The organism is Hylemonella sp. W303a (genome assembly GCF_046452315.1).
Classification (GTDB): Bacteria; Pseudomonadota; Gammaproteobacteria; order Burkholderiales; family Burkholderiaceae_C; genus Hylemonella.
On sequence record NZ_JBKFDG010000009.1, the window covers coordinates 1 to 24,545 of the forward strand.

24 protein-coding genes, 1 pseudogene and 1 riboswitch are annotated in these 24,545 nt (G+C 69.7%); of the genes and pseudogenes, 4 read left to right on the forward strand and 21 right to left on the reverse strand.

Annotated features, from left to right (window positions below):
• A pseudogene (locus ACLBKS_RS15355) lies at positions 1-364 on the reverse strand (bifunctional proline dehydrogenase/L-glutamate gamma-semialdehyde dehydrogenase); the annotation flags it as partial.
• Between the two features lie 103 nt (positions 365-467).
• On the opposite strand from ACLBKS_RS15355, the gene ACLBKS_RS15360 reads away from it, so the two are divergent.
• On the forward strand, positions 468-938 hold the full coding sequence (locus ACLBKS_RS15360) for an Lrp/AsnC ligand binding domain-containing protein (protein WP_410193681.1): 471 nt from the start codon (positions 468-470) through the stop codon (positions 936-938).
• A gap of 12 nt (positions 939-950) precedes the next feature.
• On the opposite strand, the gene ACLBKS_RS15365 is transcribed toward ACLBKS_RS15360, so the two are convergent.
• The 3 genes from ACLBKS_RS15365 to ACLBKS_RS15375 form a co-directional block, all read right to left on the reverse strand.
• Complete coding sequence (locus ACLBKS_RS15365) at positions 951-1,829, reverse strand: DUF6279 family lipoprotein (protein ID WP_410193682.1); 879 nt, start codon at positions 1,827-1,829, stop codon at positions 951-953.
• A gap of 93 nt (positions 1,830-1,922) precedes the next feature.
• Complete coding sequence (locus tag ACLBKS_RS15370) at positions 1,923-2,294, reverse strand: YbaN family protein (protein WP_410193683.1); 372 nt, start codon at positions 2,292-2,294, stop codon at positions 1,923-1,925.
• Positions 2,295-2,387: 93 nt separating this feature from the next.
• Positions 2,388-2,795 (reverse strand): VOC family protein, encoded by a 408-nt coding sequence (locus ACLBKS_RS15375; protein ID WP_410193684.1) that lies wholly within the window; start codon positions 2,793-2,795, stop codon positions 2,388-2,390.
• A 160-nt stretch (positions 2,796-2,955) separates the two neighbouring features.
• Positions 2,956-3,162, forward strand: a riboswitch (cobalamin riboswitch).
• Positions 3,163-3,202: 40 nt separating this feature from the next.
• Between ACLBKS_RS15375 and ACLBKS_RS15380 the strand changes: the two genes are divergently transcribed.
• Both ACLBKS_RS15380 and ACLBKS_RS15385 read left to right on the forward strand, forming a co-directional pair.
• Positions 3,203-4,000 (forward strand): acyl-CoA thioesterase, encoded by a 798-nt coding sequence (locus ACLBKS_RS15380; RefSeq protein WP_410193685.1) that lies wholly within the window; start codon positions 3,203-3,205, stop codon positions 3,998-4,000.
• A gap of 128 nt (positions 4,001-4,128) precedes the next feature.
• A complete protein-coding gene (locus ACLBKS_RS15385; RefSeq protein ID WP_410193686.1) occupies positions 4,129-5,247 on the forward strand; it encodes a 5-methyltetrahydropteroyltriglutamate--homocysteine S-methyltransferase in 1,119 nt (372 codons plus the stop codon).
• A gap of 87 nt (positions 5,248-5,334) precedes the next feature.
• Here the strand turns inward: ACLBKS_RS15385 and ACLBKS_RS15390 are convergent, their stop codons facing one another.
• From ACLBKS_RS15390 to cbiT, 16 genes are all read right to left on the reverse strand, one after another.
• Positions 5,335-5,880, reverse strand: coding sequence for a histidine phosphatase family protein (locus tag ACLBKS_RS15390; protein ID WP_410193687.1), 546 nt, complete (start codon positions 5,878-5,880; stop codon positions 5,335-5,337).
• Positions 5,877-6,689, reverse strand: a complete 813-nt coding sequence (locus ACLBKS_RS15395) for an adenosylcobinamide-GDP ribazoletransferase (RefSeq protein ID WP_410193688.1) — start codon at positions 6,687-6,689, stop codon at positions 5,877-5,879. Before ACLBKS_RS15395 ends, ACLBKS_RS15390 begins: the two co-directional genes overlap by 4 nt.
• Before the next feature lie 21 nt (positions 6,690-6,710).
• Entirely contained in the window at positions 6,711-7,769 is a 1,059-nt protein-coding gene (gene cobT / locus ACLBKS_RS15400) for a nicotinate-nucleotide--dimethylbenzimidazole phosphoribosyltransferase (protein ID WP_410193689.1), read from the reverse strand.
• A 26-nt stretch (positions 7,770-7,795) separates the two neighbouring features.
• Positions 7,796-9,463 (reverse strand): cobyric acid synthase, encoded by a 1,668-nt coding sequence (locus ACLBKS_RS15405; RefSeq protein WP_410193690.1) that lies wholly within the window; start codon positions 9,461-9,463, stop codon positions 7,796-7,798.
• The gene (locus ACLBKS_RS15410; RefSeq protein ID WP_410193749.1) at positions 9,460-10,518 is read right to left on the reverse strand and encodes an aminotransferase class I/II-fold pyridoxal phosphate-dependent enzyme; all 1,059 of its coding nucleotides are present in this window, start codon (positions 10,516-10,518) and stop codon (positions 9,460-9,462) included. The genes ACLBKS_RS15405 and ACLBKS_RS15410 overlap by 4 nt, the downstream gene beginning before the upstream one ends.
• Before the next feature lie 14 nt (positions 10,519-10,532).
• Positions 10,533-11,576, reverse strand: coding sequence for an adenosylcobinamide-phosphate synthase CbiB (gene cbiB / locus ACLBKS_RS15415; protein ID WP_410193691.1), 1,044 nt, complete (start codon positions 11,574-11,576; stop codon positions 10,533-10,535).
• Positions 11,573-12,160 (reverse strand): DUF1636 family protein, encoded by a 588-nt coding sequence (locus ACLBKS_RS15420; RefSeq protein ID WP_410193692.1) that lies wholly within the window; start codon positions 12,158-12,160, stop codon positions 11,573-11,575. The genes cbiB and ACLBKS_RS15420 overlap by 4 nt, the downstream gene beginning before the upstream one ends.
• Positions 12,161-12,180: 20 nt before the next feature.
• Positions 12,181-12,861, reverse strand: coding sequence for a vWA domain-containing protein (locus ACLBKS_RS15425; RefSeq protein WP_410193693.1), 681 nt, complete (start codon positions 12,859-12,861; stop codon positions 12,181-12,183).
• Positions 12,862-12,953: 92 nt separating this feature from the next.
• Positions 12,954-14,159: an ATP-binding protein gene (locus ACLBKS_RS15430; RefSeq protein WP_410193694.1), complete on the reverse strand. Its 1,206-nt coding sequence runs from the start codon at positions 14,157-14,159 to the stop codon at positions 12,954-12,956.
• Positions 14,156-18,034, reverse strand: coding sequence for a cobaltochelatase subunit CobN (gene cobN / locus ACLBKS_RS15435; protein ID WP_410193695.1), 3,879 nt, complete (start codon positions 18,032-18,034; stop codon positions 14,156-14,158). Before cobN ends, ACLBKS_RS15430 begins: the two co-directional genes overlap by 4 nt.
• A 32-nt stretch (positions 18,035-18,066) precedes the next feature.
• Entirely contained in the window at positions 18,067-19,140 is a 1,074-nt protein-coding gene (gene cobW, locus ACLBKS_RS15440; protein WP_410193696.1) for a cobalamin biosynthesis protein CobW, read from the reverse strand.
• Between the two features lie 122 nt (positions 19,141-19,262).
• Positions 19,263-19,832, reverse strand: a complete 570-nt coding sequence (gene cobO, locus ACLBKS_RS15445; protein WP_410193697.1) for a cob(I)yrinic acid a,c-diamide adenosyltransferase — start codon at positions 19,830-19,832, stop codon at positions 19,263-19,265.
• On the reverse strand, positions 19,822-20,604 hold the full coding sequence (cobF, locus tag ACLBKS_RS15450; protein WP_410193698.1) for a precorrin-6A synthase (deacetylating): 783 nt from the start codon (positions 20,602-20,604) through the stop codon (positions 19,822-19,824). The genes cobO and cobF overlap by 11 nt, the downstream gene beginning before the upstream one ends.
• Positions 20,601-21,386, reverse strand: coding sequence for a precorrin-4 C(11)-methyltransferase (cobM, locus tag ACLBKS_RS15455; protein WP_410193699.1), 786 nt, complete (start codon positions 21,384-21,386; stop codon positions 20,601-20,603). The genes cobF and cobM overlap by 4 nt, the downstream gene beginning before the upstream one ends.
• Complete coding sequence (locus tag ACLBKS_RS15460; protein ID WP_410193700.1) at positions 21,383-21,799, reverse strand: cobalamin biosynthesis protein; 417 nt, start codon at positions 21,797-21,799, stop codon at positions 21,383-21,385. The genes cobM and ACLBKS_RS15460 overlap by 4 nt, the downstream gene beginning before the upstream one ends.
• Positions 21,796-22,980: a precorrin-6Y C5,15-methyltransferase (decarboxylating) subunit CbiT gene (gene cbiT / locus ACLBKS_RS15465; RefSeq protein WP_410193701.1), complete on the reverse strand. Its 1,185-nt coding sequence runs from the start codon at positions 22,978-22,980 to the stop codon at positions 21,796-21,798. Before cbiT ends, ACLBKS_RS15460 begins: the two co-directional genes overlap by 4 nt.
• Here cbiT and ACLBKS_RS15470 point away from each other — a divergent pair.
• Entirely contained in the window at positions 22,979-23,749 is a 771-nt protein-coding gene (locus tag ACLBKS_RS15470; RefSeq protein WP_410193702.1) for a cobalt-precorrin-6A reductase, read from the forward strand. The two genes, cbiT and ACLBKS_RS15470, sit on opposite strands and share 2 nt — an antisense overlap.
• Here ACLBKS_RS15470 and cobJ read toward each other — a convergent pair.
• Entirely contained in the window at positions 23,713-24,459 is a 747-nt protein-coding gene (gene cobJ / locus ACLBKS_RS15475; protein WP_410193703.1) for a precorrin-3B C(17)-methyltransferase, read from the reverse strand. The two genes, ACLBKS_RS15470 and cobJ, sit on opposite strands and share 37 nt — an antisense overlap.
• Between the last annotated feature and the right edge of the window lie 86 nt (positions 24,460-24,545).

The following is a 24,545-nucleotide window of genomic DNA, read 5'->3' on the forward strand; positions in this document are numbered from 1 at the left end:
GCGGCAGGAATTGCTTGGCCAGGCCCATGGCGCTGGACGACAAGCGTGCCAACGCGGGCTGACCTGCAGCGTCGAATTCGGCTCGTCCCAGTTGGTCCGCGGTGAGCGCGATCGCGGTTTCAGCGTCGGGCACGCGCAACAGCGCCTCGGCCAGGCGCATCAACGCCAGGCCCTCGGCGCTGGAGATGGGGTACTCCTTGAGCAGACTTTCCATGGCCCAGAAGGGCGGCGGGTTCTCGCGCACGGCCTGCACCCAGGGTGCAGCCACGCGTGCGGCGGCGGCCCAGTCGAGGTGGTGGACCAGGGTCTGCAGGCGCTGGGCCAGGATGTCGGCTTCGGCTCGGTAAGGGGTGGGCAGGCGCATGGGAAAACTCGTGGCGATAGGGTTGAAAGTAGAAATCGCCGCGATATTCCGCGCTTTCATGGTGAATAATTCACCAAATAGGCCCCGACGCATAGAGAAAAATTTGGAACCCGACGACTCCCTGGACCGCATCGACCGGCGCATCCTGCACCTGCTACAGACCGATGGCCGCCTGTCCAACCTCAAGCTGGCCGAGACCGTGGGGCTCTCGCCCACGGCCGTGCTCGCGCGCACCCAGCGACTGACGCGCGAGGGCTACATCCTGGGCTACGAAGCACGGCTCAACCCCTTGAAGCTCGGCCGGGGCATGCTGGTTTTCGTGGAGGTGCTGCTGGACCGCACCACGCCCAATGTGTTCGAGCAGTTCAAGGCGGCGGTGCAGGTGCGCGACGAGATCATGGAATGCCACATGGTGGCGGGCGGCTTCGACTACCTGCTCAAGACCCGCGTGGCCGACATGGCGGCCTACCGGGAGTTCGCGGGCACCGTGCTCTGGCAGTTGCCGGGGGTGCGCGAGACCCGCACCTACGCCGTGATGGAAGAGGTCAAGAACCAATCCAGGCTGGTCTTTTGAAACGGTCCAGGCTCAGGGGGTGGCCTGCGCGGTTTGCACCGATTCCAGTTGCCGCAAATCTTCGCGCCAGTGTGCCCAGCGTTCACGGGCTTGGGCGCGTTGCGCGGGCGTGGCGGCATTGAGCACGCGCAGCACGGACGCTCGCATGGCCATGCTCAAGGCGGGATCGATCGGCTCGGACAGCGAGGCTGACAGGACGGCCAGGCCCTGCTCGCGCTGACCTTGGGCCACTGCACGTAGCGCGTCGACGACGCGCTGCTGGCGAGCCTCCCAGGTCTGACGCAGGGCCTCGCGATCCTGCACCGGCCACCGTGCCGCCTCGGCGCGCGCCATCTTGCGCAAGGGGCGCTCCAGGCTGCCCAACCAGCGCTCCAGGTTGTCGACGAAACGGTCCCCGCGCTCCTCGGGATCGCCCTCTTCCTCCAGCCATTCGTCCAGGCGCTTGCGCTGCTTCGCGCGCAGATGCTCCCATTGCGCCGGACGCAGGCTCGCCAACAAGGGCTGAGCCAGGGGCTCGGCGCGCACCAAGACGCGATTCAGGGCCGCGATGGCCTCGCGCTCGATGGCGTTCAATTCCTCGACGGTGACGTCCCGCCCGCTGGCGGGCTCACCCCACAGCGTGTCGGCACGGACCAGCACGGCGCGCACGCGCGGCAGTTCCTCGCGGCGATGCCAAGCGTGCAGCTCGGCCAAGGCGGCATCCAGCTGGCGGCTTTGCGCGCGGTCCAGGTCGAAGTAACTGTCCATTTGCCAGGCCGCCAGGCGCGGCAGTTGGCCGTAGCCAAACTGCAGCGTCGAACAACCGGCCACGAGGAGCAAGAGGGAGATCCAGCCCAGCGCCTTGGCGCGGGACGGGGCCCAACGGGGGATCAAAGTCAGCAAGCGTCGCATGAGGCTTCGCATGCTGCCTGAAGCCAATCAGGGCGGCAAGCCCTCATGGGGCCAGGGGCTGAACCGCGCCCCAACCGGGGTCGTCGAGCAACCTCACACCTCCGGCCGGGTCCACAACCACAGCGCGACGCAGCCCATGCCCAGCGGCAAGCCGATGCGCCACCACAGGGCCAGGGGCGAGGCCGCGAGGGCCACGCTGCTCACCCCCATCATCAAGGAGGCTAGCCACTTGGCACGTCGCGGAACCGCGCCCCGTTCGCGCCAGGCCCGGATGGAGGCGCCATGACGCGGGTGCGTGAGCAGCCAGACCTCCAGCTGCGGCCAGCCCTTGCCCGCGGCCCAAGCGGCGACGAGCAGGAACACCACGGTGGGCATCACGGGCAGGAAGGCGCCGATGACGCCCAGCGCCACGCAGACGACCGCGAGGACACGCCAGAGCAACAGGATGAAAAGACGGGGAAGCACCGGGCAATTGTGCTGCAAGAGCAAGGCGGCGGCCGAGGCGCTGGCAGCGCGATGGCCCGAGAGGACCACGCAACACGCCGATGGAGACGCCGTTCAGGCCGAGTCCAGCCGTCCGACCGCCGCGAAGCCGGGCGTGTTCTGGCCTATGGTCCAGCACACGCCGCAGGGGTCGGTGACCGTGAAATCGGTGATGCCCCAGGGTTGCTCAGTGAGCGCAGTCACGCGCACGCCGTAGCGCTCGGCGATGCAGCGCTCGGCCACATGGCGGCTCCAGGCCTGAACGTCCTGCACCAGCAGGTGGAGGGCCAGGTTCTCGGCGAAGGCCTGGTTGTAGTAGTCCTGCAGCAAGAAGGCGTGTGGGCCATGCGCGAAGTAGGCTACGCCGCCGCCTTCGGACTTCTGTTGAAACCCCAGGTCGGCGTAGAAGCGCTTGGACAGCGCGAAGTCCTTGGCGGGCACGAAGGCCTTGATTTCGGTGATGGTGAGGTTAGGGGTGGTCATGTCGCGGGCTCCGGGTCGTCATGGTACTTGCGGCCCAGGCGCGCAAGCGTGGAAGCAATGCATTTCCGTGGCTGCACGCCGTGCACCCTGGCTGTGCGAGACCTAGACGGCACGCGCTGAGACCGATACGGCACGAGCCGTGGCCAACCCTGCTTCGTATACACTGCGCCCGCCCCGCGGTTTCCTGCCCAGCGCAGGAATGAAAAGGGAACAGCAGCGGAGGGTGGTTCACCCACCCCGCGCTGCGGCTGCCCCCGCAACTGTGATCGGCGAATCCGATGCCCTCCGCCACTGGCCACGCGCCGGGAAGGCCGCATCGGGTGAGGACCCGATAGCCAGGAGACCTGCCACGGAGCGATGTGATGCTGCATGGGACGGGGTGTGTCCACGCGCCATCGGAGTACGCCTTGTCATCCGCAACCACTGATCCTGAACTGCTTTCGGGCCCCACCACGCCACCCATGGTGGTCATCGACATGGTCTGGCCCGACCAATCCAACCACCACGGCACGCTGTTCGGCGGCGCGGCCTTGTCGATGCTGGACCGGCTGGCCTTCATCGTGGGCAGCAAGGCCTTGCGGGGCTCGGTCGTCACCGCCTCGGTGAGCGATCTGAACTTCGCCGCCCCCGCGCCCGCGGGCCACTTGGTGGAATGCAGCGCGCAGGTGCTGCGCCAGGGCAAGCGATCCGTCACCGTGGGCACGCGCCTGGTGGCCGAAGACCTGCTCAGCGGCACGCGCACCGAGTGCCTGTCGGGCGAGTTCGTCATGGTCCGCCAGGCCGAGACCACGGCGACCGCAGCGGCCAGCACCCCCCCTGTGCCCGCGCAGGCGCCCTACCCCTCCAAGCCCCCGGTGTTCACCGACAGCGGCAAGGCCAGCGCCATGGTCGCGGAGATTGTCTTCCCGGGCCATGCCAACCACCGCGGCATGCTGCACGGTGGCCCGGCCATGGAGTGGATGGCCAAGGCCGGATTCGCGGCCGCCACCCGGCGCATGCGTCGCGCCATCGTCATGGCCAGCAGCGAGAAGCTGGACTTCAAGGCCCCCGCCCACGTGGGCGACGTGGTGGAGGTGACGGCCACCGTGATCGCGACGGGACGGCGCTCCATCCACGTGCACGTGGACATGTGGGCCGAATCCCCCACCACCGGCGAGCGCAGGCACTGCACCACGGGCACGCTGGTGTTCGTGGCCGTGGCCTGAAGCCGGTCACGGTCGCGCCCACACTGACCTTCTTCCCAAAGTCCTAGGAGTTCCCCGAGCAGCCAAGCCCCCCGATTACCGTACAGTCATTCATTACCCCAATCGTCGCACCCACAGGAGACCTCACCGTGACACTACGCACCACCCCACCGTTTCGCGCCGACCACGTCGGCAGCTTCCTGCGCCCGCAGTACCTGCTGGAAGCGCGCGAGCAATTCTTCGTCAAGAAGTCCATCAGCGCGGCCCAGTTGCGCGCGGTGGAGGACCGGGCCATCACCGAGATCGTGAAGTTCCAACAGGACGTGGGCCTGCAGTCCATCACCGACGGCGAGTTCCGCCGCACCTACTTTCACATTGACTTCCTGGAACAACTCGGCGGCGTGAAAACCGACGTGCCCGTGACGATCAAGAAGCCCGACGGCACGGAAGAACTGGCGCCCCCAGTGATCCGCGTGGTGGACAAGGTCAAGCACGTCAAGGACATCCAGCGCGCCGACTTTGAGTACCTCAAGAGCCAAGTCGCGGCGGGCATGACCCCCAAGGTCACCATCCCCAGCCCGACCATGCTGCACTTCCGTGGTGGCCGCGCGGGCATCAGCAAGGACGCCTACCCCGAACTCGACCCGGTGTTCTACGACGACGTGGCCCAGGCCTACGGCGAAGAGTTGCAATCGCTCTACGACGCCGGCTGCCGCTACGTGCAGATGGACGACACCAACCTGGCCTACCTGTGCGACGAGCGCATGCGCGAAGCCGCGCGTCAGCGCGGTGACGACCCCAACGAATTGCCCCACCGCTACGCCTGGTTCATCAACAAGGTCGTCGCGAAGAAGCCTGCGGGCATGACCCTGGCCATGCACCTGTGCCGCGGCAACTTCAAGAGCACGCACGCGGCGGCGGGCAACTACGAGCCCGTGGCCGAGGCCCTGCTCAAGGAAATGAACCTCGACGCCTTCTTCCTCGAATACGACGACGACCGCTCGGGTGACTTCCGCCCGCTGCGCTACCTGTCCAAGGGCAAGATCGTGGTGCTGGGTCTGGTGACCACCAAGTTCGGCCAACTGGAAACCAAGGACGCGCTCAAGCGCCGCATCGAAGAAGCCAGCCAGTACGCCGACCTCGACCAACTGGCCCTGAGCCCGCAGTGCGGCTTCTCCAGCACCGTGCACGGCAACAACATCGCGGTGGAAGACCAGCGCAAGAAGCTGCGGCTGGTCGTCGAGACGGCGCAGGAAGTTTGGGGCTGAAAGGCTGAAGCCCCCAAGAGCCGAAGCGCTGAGAGACCGGGGGCCGCGTGAGCAGGCCCAGGCCGGCGCCGACCTGGCACCCATGCGCTACAGCGTGACGGTCTGCCACTCCCCCCAGCCCGCCACGGCCTTGGGCCACTGGTCGGCGCGCTCCAAGCGCGTCAGTCCCTCTTTCAGCACGGTCATGGCACGCAGCACGCCTGCGTGCGTGACCCACACAGCGTCCTGCCCCGCCGCCTGAACGTCCGCGCGCGCGGCGGCCACACGTTGCAAGAGCTCATTGGCACTCTCATGGCCACCAAAGCGCTCGGTGGCGAAGTGGGCCGTCCAGGCGTCATACGCCGCGCGAGGGATGTCGTCCCAGCGCACGCCCTCCCAACGCCCAAAATCCATTTCCCGCAATCGGGCGTCCTGCCGCAGGTGCAGATCGGGGCGCAGCGTGCACAGCACCTGCGCGAGTTGGGTGCAGCGCCTCAAGGGCGAGCAGTGGATCCTGAGACCGCGCGGCAACTCAGCCGCCAGCCGCGCCGCGCAGTCCGCCGTGCGTTCGGCATCGGCCTCGACGTCGCTGGCGCCGTAGCAGACACCGGACGCGATCAAGGGCGGCGCGTGGCGGACCAGCCAGAGCTTCATGGAATCCAGGTCAAACTCAGCGCCAGACCGAGGTAGCAGGCGATTTCACACACCTGTTGCGTCGCGCCCAGGCAGTCGCCCGTGTAACCCTGGAGCCGCCTTGAGAAAAGACGCCCCATCCAGAGCGCCGCCAGCAGGCTCGCCGCCGTGCCAGCGAACCAGAACCAGCCCTGCGGCAACCACCAGCCCGCCAGCGCGATGGCGGCCACCGTCCACAACGTGGCCACGGCCAGGCTGCCCGCGCTGATCTGGTCCGCCAAGGGTTTGGACTTGGAGCGCGCCGTGTCGCCCACGTGCGGCAGCAGGCGAATCAGCCACAGCGGCAAGTAGCGCGTGAGCACATGGGCGTAGAACAAGGCGCCACAGGCCAGGGCAAGATCGGCGTCGCCCAGCAGGGCCAACAGCGCCACCTTGCTCACCAAGGCCAACACCACGGCCAGCACACCAAAGGCGCCCACGCGCGAATCCTTCATGATGTCCAAGGCGCGCTCACGGTCCTGCGTCCCGCCCAGGCCATCGGCCACATCGGCCAGGCCGTCCTCGTGGAAAGCGCCGGTCAGCAAGACCGTGAACACCGTCACCAGCACCGCCGCGACCAGGGGCGCGTAGCCGCTGTCGGGCAGCGCCCAGGCCAGAACGGCGTACAAAAGCGCGGCCAGCAAACCCACCGGCCAGCCCACGCCAGGGAAATGCGCAGCCGACTTGCGCAGCATCTCCGGGCTGTAGCCCACCCAGGCCGCGAGTGGCCCGGTGACGGGAACGCGGGTGAAGAACTGCAGGGCCAGCAGGTAATGGCGGACGAAGTTCATGTCGCGGCTCCAGCGCCTGGTTCAGACGTTTTTCTCGGAAACGCCCGCCGATTCGAAACTGGCCATCTCGCGCAGCACGGCACAGGCCGACACCAGCAGCGGCCAGGCCAGGGCCGCGCCCGAGCCCTCACCCAGGCGCAGGCCCAGGTCCAGCAGCGGTTGGGCCTGGAGCTGGGCCAGCAGCAGCGCATGGCCGCGCTCGCCCGAGCGGTGCGCGAAGACGCAGCGCTGCAGCACGGCCGACGCCTGTTGCGCGTTGAGGCGGGTGGCCACGAGCACGGCGGCGCTGGCGATGAAACCGTCGACCACGATCACCCGGCGCTCGGCCGCGGCTTGCAGCACCGCGCCCGCCAGCGTGGCGATTTCGAAGCCCCCGAAGGCCGCGAGCACCTCCAGCGGCGCCTGCGCCTGCGGGTGTTTGAGCAAGACCTCGCGCAGCACCTCGGTCTTGCGCGCCACGGCCGCCGCGTCCAGGCCCGTGCCCGCGCCCGTGCAATCGGCGATGTCGAGCCCGCCCAGCCGCGCCAGCAGCAGCGAGGCGGCCGAGGTATTGCCGATGCCCATCTCGCCGAGCAGCAGCGCATTGCCAGGCAGGGCCTTGACGATGCGCGCGCCATTGCCGAGGGCCAACGCGCACTGTTCGGCCGTCATGGCCGGACCGCTGAGCGCGTCGGCCGTGCCGGGCGCGACTTTCGCATCGACGAGCCCCGGTCGCGGCGCGAAGTCATGGCGCACGCCGCAGTCCGCCACGGTGAGCGCGATGCCGTGCTGGCGCGCGAGCACGCTGACGCAAGCGCCACCGGCCAGGAAGTTCTCCACCATCTGCCAGGTCACGTCGCTGGGAAAGGCCGACACGCCGCGCGCGGCCAGGCCGTGGTCGCCCGCGCAGACCAGCATCTGCGGCGCGCGCAACTCGGGGGTCTCGCTGCCCAGGATGAGGCCAAGCTGCAAAGCCAAGGTTTCGAGGCGTCCGAGCGAGCCCAAGGGCTTGGTCTTCTGGTCGATCTTGTGTTGCAAGCGCGCGGCGAGCGTGGCGTCGTGCAGGTCAGCCACAGCGGGGATGTCAAAACGCAAAGTCATGGTGGATCAGTGGGTTGGAAAAAGCTTCACTCGGCCACCAGCGTGTCCAAGACGCCGGGCTCGAAATGGGTGGCGATGAAATCGGCCATGCGCTCGAACACGCTTTCCAGCGTGGGCACTTGGGCGCCGAACAGGGCTTGCAGCACGGCCGGGTCTTCGAACAAGCCATGCAGGTAGACGCCCAGCACATTGCCCGCGGCGTTCTGCCAGGCCAGGCCGGGCATCAATTCGAAGGCCACGTTGCCTGCGGCGGCCATGGCGGGGTGTTGCGCGGTCTGGCCATGGTGGATCTCGTAGCCCTGCACACCCACGCCCGACAAGGCGGCCCAGGCACCGCGGGCCGGGCCGAAACGCGCGGCCGTGCGCCGCACCGTCTTGGCCGGCTCAAAGGCCGTGACCAAGGGCAAGAGGCCCAGGCCAGGCGCGTTGCCATCGATGCCATGGGTGTCGATCAGCGCCTCGCCCAGCATCTGCAAGCCACCGCAGACGCCCAGCACCGCCTTGCCCTGCGCCGCGTGCGCGGCGATGGCGCGGTCCAGGCCTTGGGCACGCAGCCAGGCCAGGTCGCCGCTGGTGTGCTTGGAGCCCGGCAGGATGATGCAGTCCACCTCCACCAGATCGGCCGGGCTGCGGGCCCACCGCAGTGCCACGCCGGGCACGTTTTTGAGCGGCTGGAACTCGTCCAGGTTGCTGATGCGCGGATAAGCCACCACCGCGATGCGGGTGTGGATCGCACCGCCGCCAGAGCGACGGTCGAGCGCCGCCGGGCCGCCCCAAGGCACGAGGGCCCCCTCGGGGGGCAGCGAGGACACGCCCGTGCCGAGCGTGGGGGTCATGTCAAACACACCGTCTTCTTCAGGCAGGCCGTGCTGCCACCACATCGGCAAGGTGGCGACGGTGGGCACGCCCGTGAGTTCCTGCAATTGCTGAGGGCCGGGCGCGAGCAGCTTCGCATCGCCCCGAAACTTATTGAGCACGAAACCGCGGATCAGCGCGCGGTCCGCCTCGGGCAGCAAGGCCCAGGTGCCATAGAGATGCGCGAAGGCCCCACCCCGGTCAATGTCGGTGACCAGCAGGCAACGCGCCTGCGCATGGCGCGCGACACGCAGGTTCACGATGTCACTGTCCATCAGGTTGATCTCGGCCGGTGAGCCCGCGCCCTCGATCACCACAACATCGTTCTCTGCCATCAGCTCGTCAAGCGCGCGCGCCACCGTCGGCCAGACCTTCTCGCTGCGCCCGCGCCAACCCAAACGCGTGAGGGCTTCATCGACCTGGCCCAACAGCACGACCTGGCTGTGCGTGTCACGCTCCGGCTTGAGCAACAGCGGGTTCATGCGCACCTCGGGTTCGGCGCGCGCGGCCAAGGCCTGGAAATATTGGGCCGAGCCAATTTCGCCGCCGCCCTGCCCCCACGGCATGACGAGCGAATCCCCGCCAACAGAAGCAGACTGCGCATCGACCGTCGGAGGGCGCGTTGCGCCCGAGAGCCCGCTGGCAAGCTGAGGCTGCGCCGAGCGCATCGGTGCGGCGACGACCCGCGCGTTGTTGCTCATGTTCTGCGCCTTGAAGGGCGCCACCTTCAGCCCCAGGCGCGTGTAGTGGCGGCACAAGGCGGTGGTGAGCCAGCTTTTGCCCGCGCCGCTGGTGGTGCCCAGCACCATGACCGCTCGCGCGCGTTTCGGAACGTTCATCGTTGCACCTTCCCTTCGTGTGCGCGCTCATGCAGCTTGGGTGAAGATGGCACCGGCGCCAGCGCAAGCCAAGCCTCGTGCAAGGCATCTTGGGACTCGGGCGCGAGCACACCCAGGCGCACCCAACCCGGCAAACCGAAGGACGCGGCATCACGCAGCTTGATGCCACGCGCGCGCAAGGCCTGCAACACGGGCGCCAGCGCGGCGGCCGACAAACCCGTGTCGGCGCAGAAGAAATTGGCGAGGCTGGGCGCGCAGCGCCACCCCAGCGCCGTGCACAGATTCATCTGCCGCATCTTCCAGCCCTGCAAGGTGCGCAAGCTGGCCCGCAGCCAGTCTTGCGTCTCGGCGTGCGTCCAAGCGTGCAAGAGCGCCACGCCGTGCGCGCCCAGCGGCCAGGACGGGCACAAGGCCTCGAGCTGGGCCACGGCCGCGCCAGCGTGATCGGCTCGAACAGCATCCTGCGGCGCGATCACATAAGCCGCGCGCACGCCCGTCAGCCCCAGCGCTTTGTTGGGCGACCAGAGTTGCCAGACTGAGTCCAGTTCACGCGCGTGCAAGCTGGGCGCGCCTTCCAGACGCAGCGGCTCGTAGGCCCGGTCCAGCACGCACAGGGGCGACTCATGCACGAGGGCGTCCAGGCCTTGCTGCGCCTGGCCCAGCGGGCTGGAGGGCTCGCAGGCCCAACTCAGGCCCGCGTCGCGGGGCGATGGAACCGGGCGCAAACCCCAGGCCTGGGCGGCCGCCGCGTAGTCGCGGTAACTGTGTTCGGGCAGGCAGACGCTGCGCGGACCGTGTTGTGCCACCCAGGCACTGACGCGGTGGATGAACTCGCTGGCGCTGGCAGCCAGCACGACCCGCTCGGGTGCCACGCCATGGAACTCGGCCAGCCCTCGTCGCAGCGCAAGGTAGCTGGGGTCCGGGTAATGCGCGGCATCAGCGTCCCGCACGGCGGCCAACGCGCTGGGGCAAGGCCCGCAGGCATTGGCGTTGGTGGAAAAGTCGTGGGTCGGCACGCCCAAGGCGTCCGGCCCGCCATGCACATTCACAGGCATGTCGGCAGCGGTGTTCAAGGCCACAGCCCTCCCCCCATGCTGAGCGCACCGAACGCGGACAGGAGGGGCACGAGCAGCGCCCAGGCCAGCAGTGCACTCCCCGCCAAGCGCACGGCGCGCGCGGTGTCCTCGGACTGGGGTGCGCGGCCCTGCGGGTGCAAGGCATAGACACCGGGCTTGCTCAGGCGCACATCCAAAGCGAGGGCCATGGCCGCCATGGGCCAACCGCTGTTGGGCGATGGCGTCTGACGGGCCTGGACAGGCAGTCGCCCTGCTTGGGCCAGGCCGCGCACGCCTGCGGCCAGCAGGAGCAAGACCGCCGTGATGCGTGCTGGCACCCAGCTCAGCACATCGTCCGCGCGCGCCGCCCACTTGCCAGCCCAGGCCCAGTTGCGGCCCTGGTAGAGCCCGGGGTAGCCCCACATCGCGTCGGCCGTGTTGGCGAAGCGGTAAAGCGCGGCGCCTGGCAGACCGAACAGAGCGAACCAGAACAGGGGCGCCACCACCGAGTCATTGAGGTTCTCGGCCAAGGTCTCGATGGCGCTTTCGCGCACCTGGGTGTCGCCCAGCGGCGCGACGTCGCGGCTGACCAGCCAGCGCAGGCGCTCGCGACCCGCGTCCAGCGATTGGCCGAGCGCCGCCTCGACGGCCTCAACCTCACTGCGCAGCAAGGCCCAGGCCAGCAGCGGCTTGAGCAGCACGCCCAGCCACACCACCGCGCCCCACCACGGCAACAGGAACACGGCCGACTGCAGGCCCCAGGCGGCGGCGCAAACCCAGGCCGCCCCCAGGCACCACGCGCCGGCCGCGCGCCAGAAGGCGGGCCAGTCCACCTGCCCAGGCTGCTGCACCGCGTGGCGCTGCACCAGCGCCCCTGCCCAGCCCAGGTAGCGGCCCATCCACACGACCGGGTGCAGGCGCGCACGGGGTTCGCCCCAGCAGCGATCCACCACCAGGGCGACCCAGACCACCAGGGCGCAGCACAGCACGACGCCCAGCAGGTCACCCCACGCGTCGCCCTGCGCGCCACCCACCAGCTGCGGGAGCAACGTGCTCATGGGGTCGCGGGCTCCACGGCAGGCAGGCGGGCCAGGATGCCACTGCGCAGGCGCTCGGGCCGTGCGTTGCGCAGCAAGGTGCCATCGGTGCTGGCTTGGTGCAGTTGCGCGCAGGCGATGAGTTGCGCGGCGGTCTCGACGTCCGCGCTCAGATCACCAAAGTAGTAGCTGAACTTGCCCGGCGCCTGCAAGGCCACCGTGCAGGCCCGGTCACAGCCGCTCATGCAGGCCAGGCCGCGCAGCTTGAGGCCTGGGGTCGAACCCGCTGCGGACGCTGCCGTGGTCTGCGCGCCAAGTCCCGCATCGCCCTGCCCGGCTGCGCCCAACGCGAGCGCGGCCTGCACGGCCTCATAGAGCAACTGACCCGGCGCGGTCTGGTCGCGGGGAACCCCCGCAGGGCGGCAAGTGGTGCAGACCACGATTTCGGTGGCGGAGGTCGGTGTCGCCCGGGTCGTGTCTGTCACCTTGGTCATCGTGGTCGTGGCACTCGCTGCGTGAATCGCGCCCTGCGCCCCGGCGTTCAGGGAGGTGTTGGGCGTGAGACGGCCGCTCAGGCTCGGCTCGGGACTGGGGGTTGCGGTCATGGTGAGGTCAGGTCTGGCATTCAGTTCAGGAGGTGCGCAGGGGTGACGGGCTGCGCGGCGTTTGCGCCATATTCCGGGCGCAGGTAGCGGGCGCCCCAGGCCTCGGCCCAGGCGGCGCAGCGGCCTGCGGGCTTGAGCGGGTCGTCGAAGTCCACGATGACCACGTGCCGCGCGGCGCGGGGTGGGCGGGGCTGCTCCAGCGTGCGGCCGTCGCTGAGCAGCCAGAGCCAGCCTTCGATCGCTCTCGCGCGTCCGGCGCCGGACCCTTTGCCCAAGGCGGCACGGGATGAGGCGGGGGTGCGCGAGGCTGCTTGCAGCAGACGATCCGCCTCCGACAGCGCGCGTGCCAAGGGCGTGCCCCCGCCGCCGCCCAAGGGCCGCAGACGCTGGCGGGCCGACGAGCGCGCCGGCCCGGGCGGCATCAGCAGCTCCACCCCCTGACCGCCAAAGCACAGCACGGCCACGTCGTCCCGCTGGCGCGCGGCCTGCTCCAGCAAGGCGGCCACTTGCCCCTTGGCCCGGGCCAGTCGGCCTTGCCGCTGCATGGAGCCGGAGGTGTCGAGCACGATGCAGTGCAGCCGCATGGCACGCGCGGTGTGCGGGTGACGGCGCAGGTGCTCGCGTTGCAAGGGCACGGGGCCCTTGGCCAGCAAGGTCGGCAGCCAGGCGATCGGGGCACTGGGAATGTCCGCGCCGCGCATGGGCTCGCTCGCGCGAGGTCGAGCAAGCCGTGGTGTGGAGGGAGGCCACCGCCGCCCGCCCGCCCCTCCTGGGCTTGGGCGGTCGGGGTGGCCTAGGCTTTTTTTGCGGGCCACCCCGCGAGGCGCGGCGCCGCGACCATGCCCACCGGCTGGGCGGGCAAGGCGCCCCAGTCGCCATCCGGCTGGGGGCTGGAGCCCCCGCCGGGAGTGCCCGCCGCGTTGCCTGAGCCCGGCTGCGGCTGGCGGGGTGGCGCGGAAGCGGTCAGGGTCGGTGAAGCTGAAAGCGTGGGTGAGCGCGTGGACGCGGCAGAGGTCTGCCGGGAGGGCGCCGTGGCCGAGCCCTGCGCCTGCGTTCCCGCACCGCCGCGTTCATCCGTGCTGCTGGAATCGAAGGAGCCCAGCCTGCGGTGCGCCAAGGCGAATTCGGCCACCGCGTCCACATCGGCGGCCGTCACCGCGTCACGGGCTTGCAGCGCGGCCAGTGCGCGCGCGGCGCGCAGCATGACCAGGTCGGCGCGCACGCCATCCACGCCCGCCTGCAGCGCGTGGTCGGCGGCATGGCGCAGCACCTCGTCCGACCAGGCCAGTCGCGGCAAAGCCGCCCGGGCGGCAACCAAGGTGTCGCTCAAGGCCTGCTGCCGCGCCGCATGCTGAGCGATGAGCGCGGCCGGGTGCGCGTCGAAATCCAGGCGCGCGCGCAGGATGGCGGCACGCTGTTGCGCGTCCGCCGGGTTGTCCAGCGTCACGGAGAGGCCAAAGCGGTCCAGCAGTTGCGGGCGCAGATCGCCCTCCTCCGGGTTCATGGTGCCCACCAGCACGAAGCGCGCGGCATGCTGCTGGGAGATGCCGTCGCGCTCCACCGTGTTCACGCCGCTGGCGGCCACGTCCAGCAAGGCGTCCACCAGGGCGTCGGGCAACAGGTTGACCTCGTCCACGTAGAGCACGCCGCCGTGGGCGCGGGCGACCAGGCCCGGCGCCAGTCGCACGTGGCCGTCGCGCAGCACGTCCTCGACATTGAGCGTGCCCACCACTTGCTCCAAGCTGGCGGCCAGGGGCAGGGTCACAAAAGGCGCGCCGGGCAGCAAGGCGGCGAGCGCGCGGGCCGCCGTGGACTTGGCCGTGCCGCGCGGGCCGCTGATCAGCACGCCGCCGATGCCCGGGTCGATGGCGGCCAGTTGCAGCGCCAATTGCAGCCGCGGCTGGCCGATCAGCGCGGTGAAGGGGAACGTCGGGCGCAGCGCGGCAGCGGCTTCGGTCCCGGCCAGGGGGGAGGACGAGGATGGATGAAAGCTTGTCATGGCAAAGGTCCTGCTCCGTGTTCTTCGAGCCGGCGCTCCAGCGCCAGCAAATGGTCTTCGATGCGCGCGCGGTGTTCACCGGGCTCGGCCCACAGGCCGCGCTCCATGGCTTCCAAGAGGCGCTCGCCGATGCTGCGCAGGGCACCGGGGTTGTGCTGCTGCAGGAAGTCGCGGTTGGTGTCGTCGTGCAAATAGGCCTCGGCCACCAGCGCGTACTGGTGGTCACCCACCACGCCGGTGGTGGCGTCGAAGGCAAAGAGGTAGTCCACCGTGGCCGCCATTTCGAACGCGCCCTTGTAGCCATGGCGGCGCACGCCTTCCAGCCACTTGGGATTGACGGCGCGCGAACGCACCACGCGCGCCACCTCTTCGCCCAGGCTGCGGATGCGCGGGGCGCCGGGCACGCTGAAGTCACCGTGGTAGAGCGCGGCGGCCTGGCCCGCGAGCTGGGCGACGGCCACGGCCATGCCGCCCTGGAACTGGTAGTAGTCGTCCGAGTCCAGCACGTCATGTTCGCGGTTGTCCTGGTTGTGCAGGACCGCATCCAGGCCGGCCAGGCGCTGCTCGAAGCTGGCGCGCGCGGGCACACCGTGGCCGCCGCCCTGGCCTTCCTGGTCGGGCCCCTGGCCTCGCCCATAGGCAAAGGCACCGGCGCGCAAATAAGCCTGGGCCAGGTCAGCACCGTCGTTCCAGCGACCGCTGGCCATCAACTCCTGCAAACCGGCGCCGTACCCTCCGGGCCGCGGGCCGAACACCCGCCAAGTGGCCTGCCGATGCGCCGCCTCGGCGTCCAGGCCCTGCTGGAGCTGGGCCTGCGCGGCCTCGCGCCGCACGCGGGCGCGGATGGGGTTCACGTCATCGGGCTCGTCGTCTTCCGCGATGGCGGCGACCGCGCGCACGGCGGTGTCGAACAGGTCGATCACATTGGGAAAGGCGTCGCGGAAAAAGCCCGAGACGCGCAGCGTCACGTCCACGCGCGGGCGGTTGCGCACGGCCATGGGCAGCACTTCGATGTCCACCACCCGGCTGCTGCCCGCCGCCCACTTGGGCCGCACGCCCAGCAAGGCAAAGGCCTGGGCGATGTCCTCGCCGCCCGTGCGCATGGTGCTGGTGCCCCAGACCGAGAGGCCCACCTGCCCCGGCATCACACCATGGTCTTGCAGATGGCGTTCGATCAAGCGCTCGGCCGCGACGGCGCCCATGGCATAGGCCGTCTGCGTGGGCACGGCGCGCGTGTCCACCGAATAGAAGTTGCGCCCGGTGGGAAGCACGTCAGACCGGCCGCGTGAAGGCGCACCGCTGGGCCCGGCCGGCACATGTCGCCCGGCCAAGCCCGCCAAGCACTGCGCGATCTCCTGCGGGCCGCAGGCGTCCAGGCGCGGGCGCAGCACGGCGCGCAGGCGCTGCAACACGGGGGCGGCGTGGGGCCAGGCCTGCGAACCGACTTCGGCATCGGTCGTGGCCTGCGCATCGTCCAGCACGTGGCGCTGCACCAGCTCGCGCGCCAGCAGCTCCAAGCGCTCGCGCGTGTGGCCAGCGTGGCGCCAGGCGTCGTTGCTCAGGGCTTGCAGCACGGCCGGGCGTGGCCCTTGCCAAGGGGTGGCCCAGTCGGGGTTGAGCGCTTGGAAACCGTCCACGCCCTCCAGGCCCAGATCGCGCGCCAAGGCCTGCAGCAGGCTGAGTTGTCCAGGCGCCGAGCCCGCGGGAAAACGCGCCAGGGCCACCAGGGTGTCGACGCGCTGCCGGCCTTGCGGTGAGCTGCCCAGGATGTGCAGACCGTCGCGGATCTGAGATTCCTTGATCTCGCAGAGGTAGGCGTCCAGGCGTTGCAGCAGCGCCTCGCGACCCGCGTCATCAACAGGCTCGGCAAAGCCCAGATCGGCGTGCAGACCCTCGCGCAGTACGTGCTCAAGGAGGCCGGCGCGCAGCAGTCGGGCGCGTCGCGGGTCCAGCGACAGGGCCTCGTAGTACTCGTCCATCTGCCGCTCGAGCGTGTGCAAGGGCCCGTAGGTCTCGGCGCGGGTCAGTGCGGGCATCAGGTGGTCGATGATGACGGCCTGCGCGCGGCGCTTGGCTTGGCTGCCCTCGCCCGGGTCGTTGACGATGAAGGGGTAGAGATGCGGCAGCGGGCCCAGCAGGGCGTCGGGCCAGCAGGCCGCGCCCAGGGCCACGCTCTTGCCCGGCAGCCATTCCAGGTTGCCGTGCTTGCCCACGTGCACCACGGCGTCCACCGCGAACTGGCGGCGCAGCCAGAAGTAAAAGGCCAGGTAGTTGTGCGGGGGCACCAGGTCGGCATCGTGGTAGCTGGCGACCAAATCCAGATCGCGCCCGCGCGCGGGTTGGATGCCCACGAACACCTGCCCCAGGCGCAGGCCAGCGACCATGAAACGGCCGCCGCGCACCATCGGGTCGTCCTCGGGCGCGCCCCACAGGGCGTTGACCGCTTCGCGGCTGGCCGCGTCCAGGCGGTTGAAGTCGTTCACGTAGTCGGCCATGGACAGGCTCTGCCCGGCGGGTCGGGCGTCGTTGGCGTCCAGGTCGTTGGTCACGCCCGCTACCAGGGCGGCGATCAGCGCGTCGCCGCTGTCGGGCACATCACCGGTGGCATAGCCCGCCTCCTGCATGGCGCGCAACAAGGCCACGGTGGACGCGGGCGTGTCCAGGCCCACGCCATTGGCCAGGCGCGCGTCGTCGTTCGGATAGTTGGCGAGGATGAGGGCCACGCGCTTGTCCGCGTTCGGCTTGTCGCGCAGCGCGCACCAGCGGCGCGCGAGTTCGGCCACGAAGGCGATGCGCTCGGGCTCGGCTTGGTAACGCGCCACGTCCACCTCGGTGCGCTCGCAACGCCAGGCCAGGCCCTTGAAGCTGATGGCACGCGTGACGATGCGCCCGTCCACCTCGGGCAGCACCACCTGCATGGCCAGGTCACGCGGGCTCAGACCGTGCGGATCGGCCTGCCACTGATCTTGTCCGCAGCCCGCGGTGATGAGCTGCAGCACCGGGGCATCGCCCGCCAGCGCTTCGGCCAAGTTGCCCAGCGGGCTGTCGCCGTCCCCCGCATCCAGGCTGCTCAGCGCAAAACTGGTGGCATTGAGCACCACGCCAACACGATGCGCCCTCGCCACCTCGCGCAGCAAGGCCAGGCTGGCGGGGTTCTTGAGCGAATCCACGGCCACGGCCACGCTGTTGAGCCCCTGCGCGGACAAAGCGGCCTGCAAGGCCTCGAACACCGCCGTGTTGCCGGACTGCCAGTGCGCGCGGTAGTACACCAGCAAGGCCACGGGTGCCCCGACGCGCCAGAGCAGATCCGCCGCCGCGCCCTGGGGCGGGACCACCAGCGCAGGCGGCAACGCGGCCGGGGCGGCGGGCCGAGCACCTCGACCAAAAGCGGCATGGCCAATCAAGGTGAAGAAGCTGCGCGCGTGGTCAGGCCCGCCTTCGCGCAGGCAGCGCCACAGATGGCGGCAGTCTTCGTGCGAGGCCGTGCTGCGCATCAGCAGTTGCAGGTCTTCGCCAAAGTCACCTGAAAACAAGGCCAGCCATTGCCCTTGGGCGCGGGCCTGCTCCTGCGCCCGCTCGACCAGGTAGGCCCAGTCGGCGGCGGCGCCCAGGTGGTCGATCACCACCACGCGCGCGTGCCGCAGCACCTCGTCCACGTACAGATCGACCGAAGCGGGCTGGCGCAGCCACATGAGATTGGCCAGGCGCACGGTCGGAAAATCGTCGGGCAAGGCCCGCGCCGCGTCGGACAACAGGGCCAGCGTCGTATCGGCCGCGCTGAGCACCACGATGTCGCCGGGCGTTTGCGCCACGCGCACCACACCCTGACCACCGTCGTCGACGTGGCCGCCTGGGCGGGTGGAAAGCAGATGCATGGGCGAGCTCCAGGTCGTCGTGTCGCGCAGGTTCAGGCGGTCACGGGTGAGCTTGCAGGCAAGGCCAGCGCCGCTTCCAGTTCGGCTTGCAACACCGCTTCGTCCAACTCGGAACCGATCAGCACCAGGCGCGATTGGCGGTTCTCGCCAAAGCCCCAGGGTCGGTCGAAGTAACTGTCAAATCGGCCGCCCACGCCCTGCACCACCAGACGCATGGCCGCGCCGGGCAAGGCCACGAAGCCCTTGACGCGGTAGATCTCGTGACGCGCCACCAGATCGCGCAGCGCCGCCAGCAAGCGCTCGCGGTCGGGCACGTCCAGGGCAACCTGGGCCGAATCGAACGCATCGTGGTCGTGATCTTCTTCCTCGTCGTGGTGGGTCTTGCGCTGGTCGATCTGGTCTTCCACCGCGCGTTGCAGGCCCAGCAGCACGTCGATGTCCACACGGCCGTGCTGCGCATGCACCAGCTTCACGCCAGGCAGGGTCTCGGCGCGGATGGCTGCTTCCACGGTCGCCAGTTCGGCCGCGCTCACCCCGTCCGTCTTGTGCACCACCACCAGATCGGCCGTGGCCAGTTGGTCTTCGAACAGCTCGTGCAGCGGCGAGTCGTGGTCCAGGTTCTCGTCGGCGCGGCGCTGGGCGTCCACGGCCACGGGGTCGTCGGCGAAATCGCCCGCCGCGACTGCGGGCGCATCGACCACGGTGACGACGGCGTCCACCGTGAACGCGTTGCGCAAGGCGGGCCACTGGAAGGCCTGCACAAGGGGCTTGGGCAAGGCCAGGCCCGAGGTCTCGATCACGAGGTGATCGATCTGGTCGCGCCGCGCCGCCAGCATCTCCATCACGGGCGCGAACTCTTCCTGCACGGTGCAGCACAGGCAGCCATTGGCCAGCTCGAACAGCTGGCCGTTGTCGTCACCGTTCTCGTCGCAGCCGATGCCGCAGCCGCGCATGATTTCGCCGTCGATGCCCAGCTCGCCAAACTCGTTGACGATGACCGCGATGCGTCGGCCCTGGGCGTTGGCCAGCAAGTGGCGCAGCAGCGTGGTCTTGCCGCTGCCCAGGAAGCCGGTGACGATGGTGGCGGGGATTTTTCGGGATGGCATGAAAGAAGTCCTTGAAGAAAAAATTCGGGTTCAGTCAACGCGACGCTTGGGCGGGGGCCAGGCAGCGCGGCGTCGGTGGAACAAGGTCGGGAGACATGCTGGACGGCATCGCGCTGGCGGGCCTAGTCCTCGATGCCACGTTGCGCTGGGACCCCCGCGTTGAAGTGGTGCTTGATGAGCGTCATCTCGGTCACCGTGTCGGCCAACTCGATCAGCTCGGCGGGCGCATTGCGTCCCGTCAGCACCACGTGCACATGGGCCGGACGCTCGCGCAGGCAGGTCAGGACGGCCTCGAGTTCAATCCAGCCGTAACGCAGCGGGTACATGATCTCGTCCAGCACCACCATGAAATGCTCGCCCGCGCGGACCGTGGCCTCGGCCTTGGCCCAGCCGTCCTGCGCAAGCTGGGCCGAGTGGTCCAGGTCACGGCTCTTCCAGCTGAAACCATCGCCCAGGCCCACGATCGGGATGCCCAGTTGCTCGAACAAGCGGTGCTCGCCGAAGCGCGCCGTGGGCACTTTCATGAACTGATACACCTTGACGGCCTTGCCGCGACCGTGCGCGCGCAGCGCCAGGCCAAAGGCGGCCGTGCTCTTGCCCTTGCCGCTGCCGGTATGCACGAGCACCAGGCCACGGCGCTCGCCCTGGGGCTTGGGGGTGTCGCGATGGATGGGGGGAGATTCAATCTGCATGGTGTTCAACGATGGCGCGTTCGCGCCTGAGCAAGTAAGTGTCCATGACCCAGCCATGCCGCGCGCGCGCCTGCTCCCGCTCGCGCATGATGGTAGCGGACACCTCGGCCAGCGGGCCACTGACGCAGAGCTGATCGGGCATGCCCAGGAACGCGCCCCACCAGATGTGCAGGCCATCCGCGTTCAGGTCTTGGAATGACGCTTGCCCATCGAGCAGCACGGCCACGGTGTCCGCGCAGGCAGGCCAGCCACTGGCACGCAATTGGCGCCCCGTGGTGATCAGCACCGAGGCGTTGATTTCGTTGAGCGGGATGGCGTGCGCGGCCGTCAAGGCTTGGAGCGCGGTGATGCCGGGCACCAGGGAGACTGACAAATCCATCCTCAAGGCCAGGCGCTGGGCGATGCGCAAGCTGCTGTCGTACAGCGAGGGGTCGCCCCAGACCAACAAGGCCACGGCGCCGCCTGCGGGCAAGTGCTGCTGGATGGCGTCCAGCCAAGCCTGGGCAATCGCGTCGTGCCAACGGTTCACGGCCCCCAGGTAATCGGTCTGGCCGCCTTCGCGCACCGGCATCTCGAAGTTAGCGACCATCGTGCCCTCGGGCGGCAGCAGTTCGCGGCACAGGGCCAGGCGCACCTCGGCCAGATCGGCCTTGTCGTCCCCCTTGCGGGGCACCAACACCAGCTGCGCCCGCCGCAGTTCGGCCATGCCTTGCCGGGTGATGTGGTCGGGGTTGCCCGTGCCCATGCCGATCAGGCTGAGGTGAACCTTCATGCGCCAGACTCCGGGAAACGTGGCGCTGCGCCAATGGGACGGTAGCGTCGGTCGTAGTCCGCCGCGTAGAGGCGGCTGTGGCCGAAATCGGCCGCGCCCAGATTGCGCCCCACCAAAATCAGCGCGGTGCGGTCGATGCCCTCGTCCATGGCGGCTTCGATGGTGGCGAGCGTCCCCTGCACCACGCGTTCGTCCGGCCAGCTGGCGCGCCAGACCACGGCCACCGGGCAGTCGGCGCCGTAGTGCGGCAGCAAGTCTTGCACCACCTGCCGCAACACATGGACGGACAGGTGGATCGCCAGCGTGGCGCCGGTGCGCGCGAAGTTCGCCAGCGCCTCTCCTTCGGGCATGGGAGAGGCCCGCCCGCTGGTGCGCGTGAGCACCACCGACTGGCTCATGCCAGGCAAGGTCAACTCGGCACCCAACGTGGCCGCGGCCGCGGCGAACGAGGGCACCCCCGGCGTGACGGTGTAGGGGATGCCCGCCTCGCGCAAGGCCCGCAGCTGCTCCCCCATGGCCGACCAGACGGACAGATCACCCGAGTGCAGCCGAGCCACGTCCTGACCGCGCGCGTGGGCGTGTTGGATCTCTTGCACGATCTGGTCCAGCGACAGGGGCGCGGTGTTGACGATGCGCGCGCCGGGCGGGCAATGGGCGAGCACGCCTTCGGGCACGAGCGATCCCGCGTACAGGCACACCGGGCTGGCGGCGATGAGGTCGCGGCCCCGCAGGGTGAGCAAATCGGGGGCACCGGGTCCGGCGCCGATGAAGTGGACGGTCATGGCATCAGGTGTTCGGAAGAAGGAAAGGCGATGGCGGCGGTCGCGGTCCCGTCGGCGCTGACCTGCCGAACGCAGGCCAGCACCGCGCCGGGGCCCGCCACGGCCAACGCCGAGGCTTCGGCCACGCTGCGCGCGCCATAGCGTTCGGGCACCTGCGCACTGGGTCGCGCCTGCTGCATGTGCAAGCGTTCGAGCGCCACCGCATGCAAGGGCAGCCCCCATTCACGGGCCAGTTGCAGCAAGGCCGGGTGCTGGCATTTGTCGGCTGCGCTGGCCAGCGCAGCCAGCGACACGGCCGAGCCGCGCTGTTGCGCCGCCGCCAGGGCCGCGGAAAGCACCTGCTGCAAGGCCTGAACGCTCGCGCGCTGACGCAGGCCGATTCCAGCGATCACCGGGTTGGTCACGTCGTTCACAGCACCACACTCCACTGCACGACGGGGCGCGCGGGCTGCCAGCCGCGCAAGCTGCCCAAGGGCTGGGCTTGGGCCAGCGACACCTGCAACAGGTCGCCACCGTGTCGCTCGTGCCACTGTGTCAGCAAGGTCTCGGTTTCCAGGGTCACGCTGTTGGCGACCAAACGACACCCCGGCCGCAACACGGCCCGCAAGGCGTCGAACAGGGGGACGTCCAGACCGCCCCCCACGAACACCGCGTCGGCGGCGGGCAGCGTGGTCAAGACGTCGAGCGAATCCGCGTGGTGCACCCGCAGGCGGTGCGGCACGCCCAGTTGCTCGGCGTTGCGGTGGATGTTGGCGACCCGTGAGGGCGAACGCTCCACCGCATGCGCCACCCCACCGGCCAGGCACCATTCCACGGAAACGGACCCCGAGCCCGCCCCCAGATCCCACAGGCATTCGCCGGGGCGTGGCGCCAACGCGCGCAGGGTCAGCGCCCGCACCGGCGACTTGGTGATTTGCCCGTCATGGACGAACCATTCATCGGGCAGGCCCGCACTGGCGGGCAGGCCGGGCGGACCCTCATGCAGGTCCAGCGCCAAAGCCACGGGTGCTTGCAGCGCAGGCAGATCGGGGGTGTCCAGACGGAAACGCTGGATGCGTTCGTGCGGGCCGCCCAGACGCTCCAGGGCCCAGCCAGGGCTGGCACCGAACCCGTGATCGCAGACCATCTGGGCCAGGGCAAGCAGGGCCTCGCCATCGCGCACCAAGCAAATCAGGCGTTGGCCGCGCCGCAAGCTCGGCCGCACCGCCGTCAGCGGCAGCGCGTGCAAGCCCAGGCAGGTCAGCGTTTCCAGCCGCCAGCCCAGCGCCGCCGCCGCGAGCGAAAAAGTGGATGGCGCCGGGTAGGCCACCCATTCGCCCGCGTCCAAGTGCGGCGTCAAACTGCCCCCCGCGCCAAACCAAAACGGATCGCCCGAGGCCAGCACCGCCACCGCTTGCCCACGCAGGGCCAACACCGGCGCCACGTCAAACGGCACGTTCCAGGGAATGCCACGCGCCGCGACACCGGCCAGCGCCAGGTGACGCGCCCCCCCAAACACGTGGCGGGCAGAGGCGAGCGCGGCGCGGCTACCATCGCTGAGCCCCGCCAGCCCCTCTTCCCCCATGCCGATGATCGACAACCAAGCTTCAGCCATGCGACGCGTTCTCCTGCTGGGCGGCACCACCGAGGCCAGCCTGCTGGCCCAGGCCTTGGCCGTGGCGCGGGTGGACGCGGTGTTTTCCTACGCGGGCCGCACCGAGACGCCCATGAAGCAGCCGCTGCCCACCCGCGTGGGCGGCTTCGGCGGCGTGGCGGGGCTGATCGACTATCTGCGACGCGCAGGCATTACCCACGTGATCGACGCCACCCACCCGTTCGCCGCGCAGATGAGCGGTAACGCGGTGCGAGCTTGCACCGATCTGGCGCTGCCGCTGCTGGCCCTGGAACGGCCCGCCTGGCAAGCGCAGCCGGGGGACCGCTGGCATCACGTCTCCGATTTGGCGCGCGCCGTGGCCGCGCTGCCCATCGAACCAGCGCGGGTGTTCCTGGCCATCGGCCGCCAGCACCTTCAGCCCTTTTTGGACGTGGGCCAGCATTGGTATCTGCTGCGCCTGGTGGACCCAGGATTTGATGTGCCCTCGGAACGCGGCGCCGTGGTGCTGGACCGCGGCCCCTACACCTTGGCCCAGGACCTGGCCCTGCTCGAACGCCACGGCATCACCCATGTGGTGGCGAAGAACTCGGGGGGCCAGGGCGCGCAAGCCAAGTTGGACGCTGCGCGCCTGCGCGGCTGCCCGGTGATCCTGATCGATCGGCCGGTCATTGCCTCGCGCCCCGTCGCCGCCTCGGTCGCGCAGGCCTTGCAGTGGCTGGGGGTGTCGGACGTTCATGCGCACTCCCCCACCACCGAACGGGGGGTGTAGACAAAGCGCCCCACGCGGCGCGTGGTCGAACTGCCAACGATGACCAGGGTGCGCATGTCCGCCATGTCCGCCCGCGCCTCGGCCAAGGGCACACAAACCAGATGTTCGTTTGGCGTGGTGACGGCGCGCGCGAACACGAGCAAGCGGTCGGGTTCGCAGGTCTCGCGCAGCACCTGCAGCGTATGCTCGAAGCCGTGTGGACGACTGGCCGAGCGCGGGTTATAGCAAGCGATGGCCATGTCGGCCCCCAGCGCCGCGCGCAATCGTTTTTCGATCAAGGCCCAGGGCTTGAGGTTGTCGCTGAGGTTGAGGGTGCAGAAGTCGTGACCCAGCGGCGCGCCAGCCCGCGCCGCGGCGGCCAGCATGGCGGTGATGCCGGGCAGCACCCGCACGTCCAGCGCTTGCCAGTCGGGGCGCCCTTCCATGACCTCGAACACGGCACAGGCCATGGCGAACACCCCGGGATCGCCGGACGACACCACCACCACCCGACCGCCCGCGGCGGCGAGTGCGAGCGCGGCACGGGCGCGGTCCAACTCCTGCCGATTGTCGGAGGGGTGCAGGGTCAGGCCCGAGCGCGGCGCCACGCGGGCCACGTAGGGGATGTAGCCCAGCACATCCGTGGCCTCGGCCAAGACATCACGCACCTCGGGCGTCACCAGCGCCTCGCTGCCCGGGCCCAGACCTGCGATGCACAGCCAGCCGCTCACGAGGCGCCTCCGCGTTGTTTGCGTGACTCGCCGCACGGGGCTTGCACGAGTGCCGTTCGCAACCGCTGCAACCGCTGCAGCCACTT

What these genes read in the sequence shown, in the direction of transcription:
- ACLBKS_RS15365 (WP_410193682.1), bottom strand. Translation starts at nt 1,829, where the DNA reads ATGCGACGCTTGCTGACTTTGATCCCCCGTTGGGCCCCGTCCCGCGCC.
- ACLBKS_RS15375 (WP_410193684.1), bottom strand. Translation starts at nt 2,795, where the DNA reads ATGACCACCCCTAACCTCACCATCACCGAAATCAAGGCCTTCGTGCCC.
- ACLBKS_RS15390 (WP_410193687.1), bottom strand. Translation starts at nt 5,880, where the DNA reads ATGAAGCTCTGGCTGGTCCGCCACGCGCCGCCCTTGATCGCGTCCGGT.
- ACLBKS_RS15395 (WP_410193688.1), bottom strand. Translation starts at nt 6,689, where the DNA reads ATGAACTTCGTCCGCCATTACCTGCTGGCCCTGCAGTTCTTCACCCGC.
- cobT (WP_410193689.1), bottom strand. Translation starts at nt 7,769, where the DNA reads ATGACTTTGCGTTTTGACATCCCCGCTGTGGCTGACCTGCACGACGCC.
- ACLBKS_RS15405 (WP_410193690.1), bottom strand. Translation starts at nt 9,463, where the DNA reads ATGAACGTTCCGAAACGCGCGCGAGCGGTCATGGTGCTGGGCACCACC.
- ACLBKS_RS15410 (WP_410193749.1), bottom strand. Translation starts at nt 10,518, where the DNA reads ATGCCTGTGAATGTGCATGGCGGGCCGGACGCCTTGGGCGTGCCGACC.
- cbiB (WP_410193691.1), bottom strand. Translation starts at nt 11,576, where the DNA reads ATGAGCACGTTGCTCCCGCAGCTGGTGGGTGGCGCGCAGGGCGACGCG.
- ACLBKS_RS15420 (WP_410193692.1), bottom strand. Translation starts at nt 12,160, where the DNA reads ATGACCGCAACCCCCAGTCCCGAGCCGAGCCTGAGCGGCCGTCTCACG.
- ACLBKS_RS15425 (WP_410193693.1), bottom strand. Translation starts at nt 12,861, where the DNA reads ATGCGCGGCGCGGACATTCCCAGTGCCCCGATCGCCTGGCTGCCGACC.
- ACLBKS_RS15430 (WP_410193694.1), bottom strand. Translation starts at nt 14,159, where the DNA reads ATGACAAGCTTTCATCCATCCTCGTCCTCCCCCCTGGCCGGGACCGAA.
- cobN (WP_410193695.1), bottom strand. Translation starts at nt 18,034, where the DNA reads ATGCATCTGCTTTCCACCCGCCCAGGCGGCCACGTCGACGACGGTGGT.
- cobW (WP_410193696.1), bottom strand. Translation starts at nt 19,140, where the DNA reads ATGCCATCCCGAAAAATCCCCGCCACCATCGTCACCGGCTTCCTGGGC.
- cobO (WP_410193697.1), bottom strand. Translation starts at nt 19,832, where the DNA reads ATGCAGATTGAATCTCCCCCCATCCATCGCGACACCCCCAAGCCCCAG.
- cobF (WP_410193698.1), bottom strand. Translation starts at nt 20,604, where the DNA reads ATGAAGGTTCACCTCAGCCTGATCGGCATGGGCACGGGCAACCCCGAC.
- cobM (WP_410193699.1), bottom strand. Translation starts at nt 21,386, where the DNA reads ATGACCGTCCACTTCATCGGCGCCGGACCCGGTGCCCCCGATTTGCTC.
- ACLBKS_RS15470 (WP_410193702.1), top strand. Translation starts at nt 22,979, where the DNA reads ATGCGACGCGTTCTCCTGCTGGGCGGCACCACCGAGGCCAGCCTGCTG.
- cbiT (WP_410193701.1), bottom strand. Translation starts at nt 22,980, where the DNA reads ATGGCTGAAGCTTGGTTGTCGATCATCGGCATGGGGGAAGAGGGGCTG.